Genomic DNA, 15,364 nt, shown 5'->3' with positions numbered 1-15,364 from the left:
CCATCCATGGCTCCGCACATTTTTGGACAGCCTGCCCCGCCCGGACGCCCAAACTTTCGGAAAGAGCCGTCAGCAGTCTCCGAAAAACTGGTTCAGTTAAGTCTTGTGCGGCTTGGTATCAAAGTACCTTCAAGGCCGCATCATAATCCGGCTCATTCTTGATCTCGCTGACCAGTTCGCTGTGGATAACTTTGTTATTTTCGTCCAGAACCACTACCGCACGGGCGCACAGGCCGGCGAGGGGGCCGTTCTGGATGGCTACGCCGTAGTCTTGCTGGAAGGCGTAGTTGCGGAAGGTGGAGAGGGTTTCCACGTTGTCCAGGCCTTCGGCGCCGCAGAAGCGGGAGGCAGCGAAGGGCAGGTCGGCGGAGACGACGAGGACGACGGTGTTGTCGAGGCCACCGGCTTTTTCGTTGAATTTGCGGGTGCTGGCGGCGCAGACGCCGGTGTCGATGCTGGGGATGATGTTCAGGATTTTGCGTTTGCCGGCCCAGTTATCGAGTTTCACTTCTTCCAGGCCGCTGCTGGTCAGTGTGAACGGGGCTGCGTGGTCACCGGGCTGGGGGAATTTGCCGTCGATTTCGATGGGGTTGCCGTCCAGGGTTACGTTGTTCGCCATGGTTTGCTCCTTGCTGATTGGTTTCGGGAATTTGTACTTACTCTATGTAGCCTAGTTTGGATGAGTTTTCATCCATGCGGTTTGTAGGGGTTTAGAGAAAGGGGGAGGGCTTGGTTGGGGGACGCTTTCAATAACTACTCTGCAGCAGCTTGGGCTTCAAAGCTCTGTGCGGGGTAACGCTGCACCATCAGCAGGTAGCCGAGTAAGCCCAGGGCGCCACAGGTGGCGATGATGCTTGCCATGACCAGTGGCGTGCCATCGTGTAGATGGCCGACGAGCGCACCGGCGGTGGCGGCGGCACTCATCTGGATGAAGCCAAGAAGCGCAGAGGCGGAGCCGGCCATGGTGGGGTGGTTGGCCAGGGCGCCGGCCATGGTTTGGGGCAATACCATGCCGGTGCCAACCATGAACAGGGTCTGGGGCAGGATGACCGCCCAGGGGCTGTAAATCTGGTTCCAGGCCAGTAAGGCCATGGCCATTCCCGCAGCTACGGTGGTTACCAGGCCGTAGAGCAGGACCTGGTCCGGGTGGAGCTGATTGGTTAGCCGGATGGACGTCATGTTGCCCAGCAGGTAGCCGCCGGCAGTCACTGCGGTGTACAGGCCGAAATGTTCCGGGGCCACGCCCAGAACATCAATGAGAACGAACGCTGAGCCGGACAGGAACGCGAAGATACCGCCGTAAATTGCAGCGCTGGTGAGGGTATAACCTACGAATGTCATGTCGGCGCTGACTTTGCGGTAGTTACGCAACAGGCTGCCCAGGCGGAAAGGCTGACGGTTGTTCTGGCTTAGTGGTTCGGGGATGCCGATGGCGATGATGGCGATCATGATCAGGGCATAGCCGGCCATGACCGTAAAGATCCAGTGCCAGTCCATATGGGCGACAATCAGCCCGCCAAACGTTGGTGCGATTGCCGGTGCCAGCGCCATCATGCCGCCCAGCATAGCCAGGATTTTGGCGGCGTCTCTCGGTTGATAGACGTCACGAACGATGGCTCTTCCCAGCACCGGGCCGGCAGAGCCGCCCAAGGCCTGCAAAAAGCGGAACATCTGCAGGGACTCTATACTACTGGCCAGCGCGCAGCCTATGCTGGCCACGGCGAACAATACCATGCCGCCAATCATGACCGGCTTACGGCCGAAGCGGTCAGCCAAGGGGCCGCAAATCAGTTGGGCTATAGCAAACCCGACAACATACAGGCTGAGGGTCAGCTGTACCTGATCGGTTCCAGCGCCAAAGTCACTGCCAATCTGGGGAAGTGCAGGCAGGTACATGTCCGTAGCCATAGGGCCCAGAGCCACGGCAGCCGCCAGCAGAATGGTTGTCCAGATACTTGTCAGTGCGAGCATGGTTTATGTGGGGCCCATGATGATGTTTGCGAGGCAGGTGTGGGGACGTCCTTCCGAAACTGTGCGGAGCCATGGATGGCGGAGCTCAAGCGTCACATGGGCTCAGCCGAGCGCTCATGAAGCGAAGCTTCATGCGACAACTGAGCGACCGCAATCTGTGATTGCGGGCCGGACCCCGCAGGGGTGCCGAAGGAGCGTGTTTCGGAAGGACGTCCCCACACCTGCCGACCTATTGCGAAGTGGAAGTCTAGGACGATATGCCCGCAAAAATAACAGCCCTAGCTTTCATGCAATACATGAATGAAATTGATTGATTAATTGTTCAGCCCATTCATGGTGGCTGCGACGGAGTTCAGCTGGTTACGAACCCAGCGGTGGGCGGGGTCGGTCTGGTGGCGGCGGTGCCAGAGCATGAGCAGGGTAAACGGGTTGTACTGGAACGGCAGCGGCACGTACTCGAAGTCCCGCATCAGGCCATTGCTCATGCGTTCGGGGGCCGAGGCGAGGAGGGTGGTGCCTTTGAGGAACGCCGGCAGGCCAGAGAAGTTGGACACCGTCACCGCGCTGTGCCGGTTCATGCCCCGTGCCTCCATGGTGCTGTCGAGCCCTGGTTTTTCGCCAGTGGCGAACAGCACGGTGATATGGTCCGCGGCCATGTACTCCTTCAGATCCGCCGGCGCTTGCCGTTCGTTCTGGTCATAGAACACCACCATCCGGTCTGCCATCAGCCCGCGCTGCATAATGTCTGTGGCCTCCGGCGCGAACGGACTGATCACCAGGTCACAGGCCTCCTTGCGCAGCAGATCGGCATTGGGAATACCGGAGGGAATCACCTGCAAATGAATCCCCGGCGCCTGCTCCCGCAGAATCCCGGCCAACCCCGGCAGCAACAAATCCCGCTGATAGTCGTTGGCGGCAACGGTAAACGTAAACTCCGCCGTCGCCGGATCAAACGGCGGCCCCGAAGGCAGCGTGCGCACATCGTCCAGCAACTGCCGGATATGAGGCCCGGTGCGCAAGGCATAGTCCGTAGGCACAATCCCCCGGCCGGACTTCACAAACAACGGATCCCCGAACGCCTGCCGAAGCCGGTCCAGGGTATGACTCACCGCCGACTGACTAACCCCAAGCCGAACCGCCGCCCGGGAAACACTCCCCTCGTCCAGCACAGCCAGAAAGGTCACCAGAGACCGCAAGTCCAGGTTCAATATATCAATGGATTTCATGGATGGAAGTGTAGGGCAGGAAAGCCCCCAAGTCATCGTTGCAAGACCAGAACCATAGGTAGTAAGAAGAGCAGGAAGGCTCTAAAGATGTCAGCGGAGGCAGGTAGCAGGGGGGAGACTTTCCAAAAATGTGCGGAGCCATGGGTGGAGCGCGCTAGCGCTTCACGGGCTGGCCAGGGATGGCCTGCCCAGGACTCTCTGTGCGACGCAGGAGCAATTAGCACTGAGAGGCGGAGCAGAAGCGCCACATGGAAGTGCCGAAGGAGCGGTTTTTGGAAGGCCTACCCCCTGCCACATGCCGGCCATCACCCAAGCTAAAAGCCTCAGTCAGACCGAACAGCAAGCCACTCCGCAAGCTCCAACCATGAAGCCCGAGGCGCCTTGCTCCCCGCCAGGATCCCCATATGCCCACCCGGAGCCACCCGGAAGGTCTTGTCCGCAGAGCTGACATGATCCATCACCCGCTTCGCCGCCCCCGGCGTCGCCAGGGTATCCTCCTGGCCGGCAATCGCCAGTAAGTTGGCATTCACATTCTCCAGCCGCGCAAAATCCTCACCGATCTGAATTCGCCCCTTCGCCAGCTGGTTATCAATCCACACCCGCACCACCGTGTCCTGAATCACCCCGCCCGGGTAGGCCACCATCCGGTCCAGGAACGCCGACGTCGTGGCATGGTTAGTCACAAACTCCCGATCACCCAGGCGCACCAGCAGCTCCCAGTAACCCATCACACTGCCCACCGGATTGGTCAGCTTGAAGCCGATGGTATTGGCCCAACCAGGTGTGTAGAACCAGTGGGGTTTCAGGTCATGCAGCTTGAACCCGGTGCGCTTGCGCACCACCCCCGCCACATCGGCAATTCTCTGATACATCCAGCCGATGGCACCGGAGGCATGGCTGTCGATGGGCAGGCCCAGCACGATGGCGTTGCGGATATGCTGGTCTTTGCTTAAAGCGGAATAGAATAGGGTAAACATGCCTCCCATACTCCAGCCATGCAGCGACAACTCCTGTTCGCCACTGTGTTCGCGCACCCTGTTCAGGTAGGCCGGCAGCAACTCGGCCACATAGGTGTGCATGTTGTAGTGGGTGTGCTCCCGCTTCGGGGTGCCCCAGTCAATCAGGTATACCTCAAAGCCCTTGGCCCGCAGGAAGCGCACCAGGCTGCGCTGGGGGAAAAGATCGTAGATCAGCATATTCACCGCCAGCGGCGGGATGATCACAATCGGGGTGCGGTGGGTTTTCCGTTCCACCGGAATCACCATGCCGTCCAGCTCGATGAAGTCTTCCTGCAGCGGCGGGTAATAACGCAGGCTCACCAGGCCGTCACTGTGCAGGGTTTCGAAAGGGGTTTGCCCGGCCTGTACCAGGCTGGCGGCGCGGAACACCCGGTCAAAGGCATTGCCGGCGTAGAGTGCACCCTGCCGGGTGAGGCCGGAGGCGGTATTGCGGACCGTTTTCAGAACACTGGGCATGGGCCTTCCATTATCGACTGCTGTTCAGGGAATGGAGTAAGGATAGGGCGGCAGTGGTGCCGGCACCATGGCAAATCCGTCACAGATGACCGGCACAATGGTCACTTCGGGCCACTGCCCAAGTGCCCCGGTGATTGCTATGATGCAGGCCTTCGGAACCAACAACCTACAACAGGACTACCATGCTGAGTTTTCTGCCTGCGCCCCTGATCGGCATTCTCAATTCCATTCTGCTGGGCATCAACACCCTGTTCTGGTGCCTGCTGCTTTACATTCCCGCCATCCTGAAGCTGGTCGTGCCCCACAAGGGCTTCCGGGTGCTGTGCACCAAGGCTATTATCTGGGTGTCGGAATCCTGGGTGGCCTGCAATACCGGCTGGATGAAACTGACCCAGGGTACCCGCTGGCAGGTGACCGGGGCGGAAAACCTCAAGCGTGAAAGCTGGTACCTGGTGCTGAGTAACCACCAGAGCTGGGTGGATATCCTGGCCATGCAGCGGGTATTCAACCGCCGGGCGCCGTTTCTGAAGTTCTTTCTCAAGCAGCAGCTGATCTGGGTGCCGGTGATCGGCCTGGCCTGGTGGGGCCTGGATTTCCCGTTCATGAAGCGCTACAGCCGGGAGTACCTGATCAAGCATCCGGAAAAGCGCGGTGATGATTTGATTGCCACCCGCAAGGCCTGCGAGAAGTTCCGCTATACCCCGGTCAGCGTGATGAACTTTGTCGAAGGCACGCGCTTTACCCAGGCCAAGCACGACAAACAGAAATCACCCTACCAGCACCTGCTGGTGCCCAAGGCCGGCGGTGCGGCGTTTGTGCTGGATGCCATGGGCGACTCCATCGACACGCTGGTCGACGTCACCATTGCCTACCCCAACGGCGCGCCCACCTTCTGGGACTTCCTGTGTGGCCGGGTGCCGGAGATCCAGCTGAATATCAGTACCCGGAGCATTCCCGAGCACCTGAAAGGGCGGGACTATTCCAGCGATGCCGAGCACCGCCGGAATATGAAAGACTGGCTGGGCGAACTCTGGCGCGCCAAGGATGAGCGCCTGTCCAGAATGCTGGAGAAGTAAGTAAGAGGGCGGCGTCAGTCGCCCTCTTTGTCTGTACCAGTGGGGATTTCTTCGGCGCTCAGCAGCTTGAAGTTGATCTGCCGGCGCTCGTCGTCCACCCCGGTAAAGCTTACGGTTACGCGCTGTTCCAGCTGGAAGATGCGGCCGTTCTTGTTGTGCACCAGGCGCAGGGTGACCGGGTCAAAGCTGAACTTGCCGTCCAGGTCCTTGCAGCTGACAAAGCCTTCCAGGCCGTTGCAATCCAGCCGCACAAAGAAACCGGAGGGCATGGTGCGGCTGATGGTGCCCTCCATAGGGTCTTCCGGCAGGGTCTTGGCGTAGTCGGCCTTCAGCCAGGTTTCCAGGGTATTGGCGGCCTGGCGAGCGCGGAACTGGGTATTCTGCAGGGCTTCCAGCCGCTGGCTGTTCAGGGCCTTGATGGGGCAATCCCAAAGTGCGGCCTTGATCAACCGGTGTACATAGAAATCCGAGAACTTGCGCAGCGGCGAGGTAAAGGTGGTGTAGGCGGCCAGCCCCATACCCTGGTGGGGCGCAGCTTCAAAACCCAGCTCTGCCCGGGCCAGCTGGCGGGACAAAATGGATTTAACCGGTACTTCCGCTTCCAGTTGCTCGGTGTGTTTCATCAGGGCCTTGAAGCCCTCGGCGGTGCTGGCATCGTGCTCAGCCAGGTGCGGCGCGTAGCCTTCCAGCAGTTTGCGGATGTTGTCGGCGCGGTCGTCCCGCAGGCCCGGGTGCTGGATAAACAGCCCCTGGCCCTGCTGGTTCAGGAAGTCAGCGGCGCAGCGGTTGGCCGCCACCATGCACTCTTCCACCAGCCGGTGGGCTTCGTTCTGCACTGCCGGCTCGATCAGCCGGATGCGCTTGTTTTCGTCCAGCCGCAGGCGGAATTCCGGCCGATCGTTGCTCAGCAGTGCGTGTTCGGCGCGCCATTTGCGCAGGGCGGTGGCGGCCTGGTGCAGCTGGTCCAGGCTGTTGGCCACGGCGTCTGGCAGGGCCTTGATGTCGTCGTCTTCCCGGCCTTCAATCAGGTGCGAGACCAGCTCGTAGCTGAGCTTACCCTTGGAGCAGATCGTGGCCTGGTGAAAGCTGTAGTCACCCAGGCTGCCATCGTTGTTCACCTGCAGGTCGCACACCAGTGCCAGCCGGGGTACATCCGGCATCAGTGAGCACAGGCGGGTGCTGATGGTGTCTGGCAGCATGGGCAGCGGCTCGCCCGGGAAGTAGATTGCCGTGGCCCGGTTGAAGGCTTCTTCCTCGGCTGGGCTGCCCGGTTCAATCATCGCCGTCGGGTCGGCAATGGCAATGGACAGGGTCCAGCCGGTGGCGTTGGGTGTGGCCATCAGGGCATCGTCCATGTCCTGGGTGCCCGGGCTGTCGATGGTGACATAGGGCTGTGCGGTTCGGTCTTCGCGGCCATCGGTGTGGGCGGAAACAGACGCTTCGCCCAGGGCATCGGCCTGCTTCTGCACTTCGTCCGGCCAGGCATCGGCCAGGTCGAAGTTGGCCAGGGTGAAGGCCCGTTCGATGCCCGGCTCACCGGCCTTGCCGATAACCCGCAGTACCTTGGCCTGGCCCTTGCCGTCCTTGAACGGGTGGCGATGAATCTGGCAGTAGATGAAGTCGTCCGGCTGGGCGTTCATACGTTCTTTCGGCGGAATGAAAATCCAGCGGTTGATGCCCGGGGTTTCCGGTGCCACAAAGTGGCCCTTGCCCTTGATCAGGTAACGGCCCACGAAGGTGGTCAGGTGCGATTCCAGCAGCTCGTCCACCACGCCCTGGGTTTTGCCCTTTTCCACTTCCTGTTCGGTAACGTTTACCCGGTCGCCGGGCAGCACCTTCTGCATTTCCTCGGGCGGCAGGAACACGTCCCGTCCTTCATCCAGGGCCACAAAGCCGAAGCGCCCGTTGGTGGGCTTGACGGTACCCGGGAAGACCACCTTGTTCTGCTTGATATCGGTTTTCAGCTGGCGCAACTGATTGAGAGCGTCGGCATTGAGCATGGAGAAATAACCTGGCTAAAAATGTGTGATGCAGCGGAGTATAACGGTTCTGCCAGAGGGAGTCAGATCTGGCAGAACCGGCCAGGAAAAATAGTCCGCGGGGCGGGCGTCAGTTGTGCTCGTTAAAGATCCGGGTCTGGCCCTGATCGTTAAACAGAATCACCTTGTAGTGATCCTTGCGGTCGCCCATTTCCATGCCCGGAGAGCCCGCCGGCATACCGGGTACGCTCAGGCCGGTGGCCTTGGGAGCTTCTGCCAGCAGGCGCTTGATGTCGTCCGCCGGAACATGGCCTTCAATCACGTAGCCATCTACAAAGGCGGTGTGGCAACTGCCCAGGCCCGGAATCAGACCGGCTTCGGCCTTGATCTTGCCCATGTCGTCGCTGTTGGTGGCGGTGACGTCAAAACCGTTTTCTTCCAGATGGTCGATCCAGTCTCCGCAGCAGCCGCACGTGGGGGATTTATACACGTGAATGCTTTGGGCCGCGCCGCCGGCCAGGGCGGTGGTGCTGAATCCCAGGGCAGCCATCAGGCCGAGGGCAAGGGTGTGTTTTCTCATGGTGATTACCTCAGTGATATTGATCGGAGTTGTCCGAGTTAGAGCCGGAGAGCCAGAACCACCAGACAATGGCAGCCATCAGGGCGAGACCACCGGCATTGACCAGAAATGTTGTCATCAGTTCCGCTCCTCTGCTGATACCTGGGGTTGGCTGGTCTTGAACAGCCGTAGCCGGTTGGCGTTGGTCACCACGGTGACCGAAGACAGCGACATGGCGGCGCCAGCCAGGATCGGACTCATCAGGATGCCCCAGACAGGGTAAAGCAGGCCTGCGGCCACCGGAATACCCAAGGAGTTATAGACGAAGGCGCCGAACAGGTTCTGGTGAATGTTCTTCACCGTCGCCCGGGAAATCTCGATGGCGTCCGGTACCCCGTGCAGGGAGCCGCGCATCAGGGTGATCGACGCGCTTTCAATGGCCACATCGGTACCGGTGCCGATGGCAAAGCCGACATCGGCCGCCGCCAGCGCTGGGGCATCGTTGATGCCATCGCCGACCATGGCCACGGTGTAGCCTTTGCCCCGCATTTCGCTCACCACCTCGGCCTTGTCCTCGGGCAGCACCTCGGCCCGGTAGTCATCGATGCCGGCCTTGGCGGCAATTGCCCGAGCAGTGGCGTCGACGTCACCGGTGACCATCATCACCTTGATTCCGGCCTGGTGAAGACGCTCGATGGCGGCTTTGGAGTCCGGCTTGATGGCATCGGCCACGCCGATGACGCCCAGCACTTGTTGCCCTGATGCGAGGAACAGCGGTGTGCCGGCTTCCCGGGTAATGGCTTGGGCGGCTTCATTCAGGGCGTCTACAGACAGCCCTTCGGCTTCCAGCCAGCGCCGGTTACCCAGACGCACCGGTTCGCCGTTAAATTCACCTTGAACACCTTTGCCGTTCAACGCTTCAAAGCCGGTGACGGCTTCCACGGAGACCTCATCTTCTTTGGCACGCGCCAGAATCGCCTCCGCTAAAGGATGCTCGGAATGCTGCTCCAGCCCGGCAGCCAGCGCCAGCAACCGGCTTTCATCGCCATCGACCGCATGCACCCGGGTCACCGCCGGATGGCCTTGGGTGATGGTGCCGGTCTTGTCCAGAATCACCAGGTCAATCTTGCCGGCGGTCTGCAGGGCATCGCCCTGGCGAATCAGCGCGCCGTATTCCGCCGCCTTGCCCACGCCCACCATCACCGACATGGGCGTGGCCAGGCCTAATGCACAGGGGCAGGCGATGATCAGCACCGTGGTGGCCGCCACCATCATGTGCACCACCGCCGGCTCCGGCCCGACGTTGTACCAGACCAGCGCCGACACCACGGCAATCAGCATCACCGAGGGCACAAACACCGAAGAAATCTTGTCCGCCAACCGGCCAATGGAGGGCTTCGAGCCCTGGGCCTTCTTCACCAGCTTGATGATCTGCGCCAGCGCGGTCTCGCTGCCTACCCGGGTGGCTTCATAGATAATGGAGCCGTGGGTGTTCAGGGTACCGGCGGAGACCTCATCGCCTTCGCCCTTGCTCACCGGCATGGGCTCACCGGTCAGCATGCTTTCATCGATACGGGTGGAGCCCTCGGCAATCACCCCGTCCACCGGCAGCTTCTCGCCCGGGCGTACCCGGATGCGATCGCCTTTCTGCACGTCTTCCACCGGAATGTCCTGCTCCTGGCCATCGCGGATCACCCGGGCCGTCTTTGCCCGCAAATCCAGCAGCCGGCGCACCGCCTCCGAGGTCTTGCCCTTGGCCCGAAGCTCCAGCGCCTGGCCGAGGTTGATCAGGCCGATAATCATCGCCGAGGCCTCAAAATACACATGCCGCGCCATCTCCGGCAGCGCCTCCGGCACACTGGCCACCACCATCGAATAGAGCCAGGCGGTACCGGTACCCAGGGCAATCAGCGTGTCCATATTGGCGTTATGGTGTTTGAACGCCTTCCAGGCCCCGGTATAGAAATGCCCGCCAGTGGCAATCATCACCCCCAGGGTGAGAATACCCAGGTTGATCCAGGTAAGCTGATTGGCCTCGGTCACCATCATCGACCCGAAGCCCATGCCCCAGATCATCAGCCCAAGGCCCAGCCCCAGGCTGATGGCCATCTTCACCAGCAGCACCTTGTACTGCTTCTTGTCCTCTTCCTGCTTGCGATCGTCTGCCGCATCCGGGTCTTCAATCACTCGGGCGCCATAGCCGGCACTCTCCACCGCATCAACCAGCGCCTGCGAATCCACACCTCCGCTGGCGGTGGCAGTATTGTCCGCCAGGTTCATATGGGCATGGGTTACCCCGGGCACCGACATCAGGGCTTTCTCGATAGAATTCACACAAGACGCACAGGTCGCCCCGGTCACCGCCAACACCACCGCATCGCCATCGGCGCCCGCGTCCGCTTCCGCTTCGGTCGCAGCCTCCGTTGCCGGCTCATCCGGCTTGTGGGTGTCTTCCTGCGCCTTGCTGCTGCAGCAGGACGTGGTTTTCTTCGACGCACAACAGCTGCCGGATTCCGCCTCCGGCTCAGGCAATGGCTCTGCCGGATACCCGGTCTCCGTCACAATCCGCGCCGCCTCGGCCACATCCACACCGTCAGGCAGGGCCACCGTCTGCGCCTCGAGATTCACCTCAACCAACTCGGTACTACCGGCCAACGGCTCCAGGGCATTGCGAATCTTCTTCGCACACCCCTGACAAGACGCCCCGGAAATCGACAGTGCTGTTCTCAGAACCGGTGCTTCACCCATCACTCACTACTCCCACAGCAAGACCCGGCAGAAGGATCATCCCAATGCTCGATCAACCGACAAATCGTATGCCCGTCCGGCGTCCCATCCGGCATCTCCTGCCAGGCCGACAACGCCGACACCATCCGCTTGCGCAACAACTGCAACTCCGCAATCTCCCGCTCAACCTCCGCCAGCCGCTGCGTAAACACATCCCGCACCATCGGGCAGGGAGAATGATGGTCATCCGCCTGCTCCAGAATCTGCCGGATCTCCGGCAACGAAAAACCCAGCTGCCGCGCCTTCCGGGCAAACCGCAACCGCCGCAGATCCTCGGCGTCATAAAGCTGGTAGTTGTTGTCCGGATTCCGCACCGGACGCAGCAGACCTTCCCGGGTGTAGAACCGGACGGTATCCGGGTTAACCCCGGCGGCGGTGGCGATTTCTTTGACTTTCATAAGCAACGTCCAGCGTTCAGGAAGCAGGGTTTTGAATCCACGAATCAAGTCAGCGGAGTGCTGGTGCGGGGGTAGCCCTTCCGAAAATGTTCGTAGCCATGGGTGAAGAGCGAAAGCTCTTCACGGGCTGGCCATGGACGGCCGGCCCCGGACCCTCAGCGCGCCGCAGGAGCGATAAGCGCTGAGGGGCGGAGACAAGCGTACATGGATGTACTGGCAGCGGTTTTCGGAAGGGCTACCCCCGTGCCAGCACGGCAAACTAGCTAGGTTGAAGGATAGACTAAAACCTGTGACCAACTCACAGGTCAAAGGTTTCAGAAAAGGAAATCAGGAAGAGGAATTTTTAGAGCGAAGAAACACACCACATGACTTGCACTGATCAGGCGCCATCAGCTTCGCCTGCCAACCGATCTTCTCGCCACAGGCCGGACACCGAAGCCGAAGCTGAAGCACAACAATCGGCGCCACCAGCAACGCCAGCAGCACCCCCAGCGAACCCCAGTCATCGCCCGAAGAAATCCCCAGCTGACTGCTGAACACCAGCACCACAATCAACGCCACAAACGCGAAGACAAAATAATTGCGATTCCACCGCTCCCAGCGGCGAAGCTTCGCATCCTGCTCCGGAGTCAGATACCTGGCAGACATAACAACCACCCGAAAAGAATTTACCGGAAGTTTGCAGTCAGCGGCAGGCAATTACAATCGGGAAATGGCCGGCTCGCGGGCGAATGGCGCTTCCACCATGATCGAACTCTCCAGCTCCTCCGGCGGCACCGGATGATTGATCAGGAAACCCTGGGCCAGGTTGCAGTGGTGCCGGCGCAGGAAATTCAGCTGGTCCCGGGTCTCCACACCTTCGGCCACCACCCGGATGCCCAGGTTGTGCGCCAGGTTGATCACCGCCCGGGTAATCACCGCATCATCGTGGCGGCTGGTCACCTCGGTGATAAACGACCGGTCAATCTTCAGCATATCCACCGGGAAATCCCGCAGGTAGCCCAGCGACGAATAGCCTACCCCGAAATCATCAATGGCCAGGTGCACCCCCAGCTGGTGCAACTGGCGTAGCTGATTGAGGTTGTGCTCGATATTCTGGATGAAAATCTCCTCGGTCAGCTCTACCTCCAGCATGGCCGGGTCCACCTGCTCGGCCAGCAGCGTGTCCCGGATATGGGCCACCAGGGACTCATCGTCCAGCTCCCGGCCCGACAGGTTGACGGCAATCCGGAGGTTCTCGCAGGGCGTGCCTTTCCAGCGCGCCAACTGGCGGCAGGCGGCCAGGACTACCCAGCGGCCGATCTCGGTAATGCGGCCGCTTTCCTCCGCCAGGGGAATGAACTCACAGGGTGCCAGCAAGCCCCGGCGCGGGTGCTGCCAGCGAATCAGCGCCTCGACGCTGGTCACTTCGTTGGAGTCCAGGTCGAGCTGGGGCTGGTAGTACAGAACGAATTCGTCATTGGCCAGGGCCTGGCTCAGATCCTTGTCCAGTTCCAGCCGCATCACCTCCCGGTCCTGCATGCCTTCCATATAGAACTGATAGGTGTTGCGGCCCTGCTCCTTGGCCCGGTAAAGGGCAATGTCGGCGTTGCGCAGCAGGGTGTCGGCATCCAGGCCGCTCTGGGGATACAAGGCCACGCCCATGGTGGCGGTAATGCTGTGGCGCTCGCCCTGAACCTCGAACGGCTCCTGGAAGCACTGGCTGATTTGCCCCAGCAGATGAATGACATCATCGATATCGTCGACCTGTTGCTGGCACACCATAAACTCGTCACCGCCGGAATAGGCCACCAGCACCAGCTCGTCGCTGAGGCGGTTCAGCCGTTCCGACACGCCAATCAGCAGCTCGTCGCCAAACTGGTGGCCGAGAGTATCGTTGAGCATCTGGAAGCGGTCAAGGTCGAGCAGAATCAGCGCTGCCTGGCGCATCTGCCGGTCGGCAATGCCGAGGGTATGGGCCAGGTCTTCCATAAAGAAGCGGCGGTTGGCCAGGCCGGTGAGGGTGTCGGTGGATTCCAGCCGTTCCAGGTCTGTCTGCACGGCTTTACGCTGGTCGATCTCCCGCTCCAGGTCTTTTCGGGTTTTCAGCAGGGCCTGGTTGCGCCGCAGGATGGCCTGGACCAACACCGTGGTCAGGCTGGTGAGCAGCCCGAGCAGGAACAGGCTGCCGAAGATAATCCGGACGTGACGGCTGTCTTCCTCGATCAGCCCGCTGCGCAGCCAGAAGCCGACGGCCAGGAAGACCATCAGAATTAGCACAGGGAACGCCGGGCTCATCAGAGCACGCACGATCGGTTTCATGGCTGTGTCATTGCCCGGCATACTTCTCAACCACATGGCTCGGCCAATCTTATGATTATTATGGGACCACGGATCACCCCCCGAAGGGGATGCGGATACAATCGCTGCAGGCTAGGTTATGACAGGCTGGGCAAACGGGTAACAGTTGTTCGCCCAAACTGTGACAGGCCTCTTGATTCGAGCGGGAATCAGCGGCCGGATGTGGGTGTGGCAATGCCCAGTTTCGGAATTTCCTGCTTCGGGCAGCGGTCCATGACCACTTTAAGCCCTGCGGCTTCCGCACGGGCAGCACCGTCTTCGTTGATCACGCCAATCTGCAGCCAGAGCACCGGGATTTTCTGTTCAATGGCCTGGTCGATCACCGCATCGGTGCGCTCCGGAGCCAGGAACAGGTCTGCCATGTCGACCGGCTCGGGCAAGGAGGCCAGGTCGGCATACACGGTCTCGCCGAGAATTTCCTGGCCGGCCAGTCTCGGGTTTACCGGAATTACCCGGTAACCGTGGCCTTGCAGGTTTTCCATCACCTCATGGGAGGGGCGGTTGGTTTTCTCGCTGGCGCCCACCAGGGCAATGGTGCGGACGGTCTCGAGAATTTCGCGAATCTGTTCAGGGCTGTTGCTGGGCATGCTATCTCCTCGATAATTCAGCAGCTCTATACGGTGTTACACTGTAAAGTGAAAATAGAAACTAGCATAACCCTTTCAAATTTTCCGATGGATCGAATGCGGGCAGCCCATAGTGCAAGACTTTCGGTCCAGTTGTGAAGGAATCTACGTGGATGACTGAAGCTAAATTAACAATGCTAGGTGTGGGGCACTCCGAAGCTATCAATCATTGGAATAACAATGCGATGATCGAAGCCAATGGCCGCCGACTGTTGATTGATGCTGGATACACAATCAAGTTCGCTCTACGGGACCGTGGGTTTACCCCGCAGGATATTGACGCCATTTTTATCACTCATGTTCATGCCGACCATTGTTTTGGGCTTGAACGATTAGCCTATGAATGCCGCTTTAGCTACGGGTTTAAACCTACCCTCTATTTACCTCCGGGAGTCTATGAAGAGCTATGGATGCACACATTGAAGGGTGTGATGGGCCAAGTAGGGGAAGGCCCAGCTGAGTTACGTGATTTTTTTGACATAGTTCTAGTCGATGAAAGTGGCTTTGAATTTGAAGGTGTGGATCTGCAGTTATTCCAGAACCGGCATACCCCGAATAAACCCTCTTATGGCCTATTTATTAATCAAAGATTATTGTTCAGTGGCGATACTCGACCAATCCCAGATATTGTCAGCCGATACAATCCAAAAATCATTCTGCATGACAGTACACTCTCGAACTGGAATCCAGTGCATGCGTCGTTAACGGAACTTCGAGAATGTTATCCAAAAGCGGTCCGCAAACGTATGTACCTAATGAGTTACGAGGATTACTTTGAGAATTATCGACTGGAAGTGGAGGAAGATTTTGCGGGCTTTGCGGAACAGGGACAGGAGTTCGACGTTTGAGTATTGAAATAATGGAAGCGAGAGTTATTCACTCCGATTCCAGGGCCGGTAGATTCCTAGCCCGGATTTCTCATGAGGG

The 15,364-nt window shown here is 59.7% G+C and carries 12 protein-coding genes and 1 pseudogene; 2 read left to right on the top strand and 11 right to left on the bottom strand.

Annotated features, from left to right (window positions below):
- Positions 1–118: 118 nt before the first annotated feature.
- The 4 genes from tpx to B2589_RS14285 all read right to left on the bottom strand — a co-directional run bounded on the left by tpx (position 119) and on the right by B2589_RS14285 (position 4,672).
- Complete coding sequence (gene tpx, locus B2589_RS14300; protein WP_286817037.1) at positions 119–619, bottom strand: thiol peroxidase; 501 nt, start codon at positions 617–619, stop codon at positions 119–121.
- A 134-nt stretch (positions 620–753) separates the two neighbouring features.
- Positions 754–1,971, bottom strand: a complete 1,218-nt coding sequence (locus B2589_RS14295) for a multidrug effflux MFS transporter (RefSeq protein ID WP_286817036.1) — start codon at positions 1,969–1,971, stop codon at positions 754–756.
- Positions 1,972–2,285: 314 nt separating this feature from the next.
- Positions 2,286–3,197 (bottom strand): LysR family transcriptional regulator, encoded by a 912-nt coding sequence (locus B2589_RS14290; RefSeq protein WP_232901816.1) that lies wholly within the window; start codon positions 3,195–3,197, stop codon positions 2,286–2,288.
- Between the two features lie 323 nt (positions 3,198–3,520).
- Positions 3,521–4,672, bottom strand: a complete 1,152-nt coding sequence (locus B2589_RS14285) for an alpha/beta fold hydrolase (protein ID WP_199456134.1) — start codon at positions 4,670–4,672, stop codon at positions 3,521–3,523.
- A gap of 182 nt (positions 4,673–4,854) precedes the next feature.
- On the opposite strand from B2589_RS14285, the gene B2589_RS14280 reads away from it, so the two are divergent.
- Positions 4,855–5,748, top strand: coding sequence for an acyltransferase (locus tag B2589_RS14280; RefSeq protein ID WP_199456135.1), 894 nt, complete (start codon positions 4,855–4,857; stop codon positions 5,746–5,748).
- Between the two features lie 14 nt (positions 5,749–5,762).
- On the opposite strand, the gene B2589_RS14275 is transcribed toward B2589_RS14280, so the two are convergent.
- The 7 genes and pseudogenes from B2589_RS14275 to B2589_RS14245 all read right to left on the bottom strand — a co-directional run bounded on the left by B2589_RS14275 (position 5,763) and on the right by B2589_RS14245 (position 14,398).
- Positions 5,763–7,748, bottom strand: a complete 1,986-nt coding sequence (locus B2589_RS14275; protein ID WP_286817035.1) for a ribonuclease R family protein — start codon at positions 7,746–7,748, stop codon at positions 5,763–5,765.
- 109 nt (positions 7,749–7,857) lie between these two features.
- Entirely contained in the window at positions 7,858–8,307 is a 450-nt protein-coding gene (locus B2589_RS14270) for a DUF411 domain-containing protein (protein WP_278351444.1), read from the bottom strand.
- A gap of 117 nt (positions 8,308–8,424) precedes the next feature.
- Positions 8,425–11,034 (bottom strand): heavy metal translocating P-type ATPase, encoded by a 2,610-nt coding sequence (locus B2589_RS14265; RefSeq protein WP_286817034.1) that lies wholly within the window; start codon positions 11,032–11,034, stop codon positions 8,425–8,427.
- Positions 11,034–11,471, bottom strand: coding sequence for a MerR family transcriptional regulator (locus tag B2589_RS14260; protein WP_022990344.1), 438 nt, complete (start codon positions 11,469–11,471; stop codon positions 11,034–11,036). The genes B2589_RS14265 and B2589_RS14260 overlap by 1 nt, the downstream gene beginning before the upstream one ends.
- 327 nt (positions 11,472–11,798) lie before the next feature.
- Complete coding sequence (locus B2589_RS14255) at positions 11,799–12,119, bottom strand: hypothetical protein (RefSeq protein ID WP_094624988.1); 321 nt, start codon at positions 12,117–12,119, stop codon at positions 11,799–11,801.
- A gap of 51 nt (positions 12,120–12,170) precedes the next feature.
- Positions 12,171–13,637: pseudogene (locus tag B2589_RS14250) on the bottom strand (putative bifunctional diguanylate cyclase/phosphodiesterase); the annotation flags it as partial.
- A 323-nt stretch (positions 13,638–13,960) separates the two neighbouring features.
- Positions 13,961–14,398: a CoA-binding protein gene (locus tag B2589_RS14245; protein WP_286817033.1), complete on the bottom strand. Its 438-nt coding sequence runs from the start codon at positions 14,396–14,398 to the stop codon at positions 13,961–13,963.
- A gap of 152 nt (positions 14,399–14,550) precedes the next feature.
- Here B2589_RS14245 and B2589_RS14240 point away from each other — a divergent pair, with 152 nt between their 5' ends.
- Positions 14,551–15,285 carry an MBL fold metallo-hydrolase gene (locus B2589_RS14240; RefSeq protein ID WP_199456141.1) on the top strand — a complete coding sequence of 245 codons (735 nt, stop codon included), beginning with the start codon at positions 14,551–14,553 and terminating at the stop codon, positions 15,283–15,285.
- The last annotated feature ends 79 nt before the right edge of the window (positions 15,286–15,364 follow it).

Source organism: Marinobacter sp. UBA3607 (assembly GCF_002375525.1).
Classification (GTDB): domain Bacteria; phylum Pseudomonadota; class Gammaproteobacteria; order Pseudomonadales; family Oleiphilaceae; genus Marinobacter; species Marinobacter vinifirmus.
Note: the sequence above shows the minus strand (reverse complement) of the source record. Positions and strands in the feature narration are given on the sequence as shown.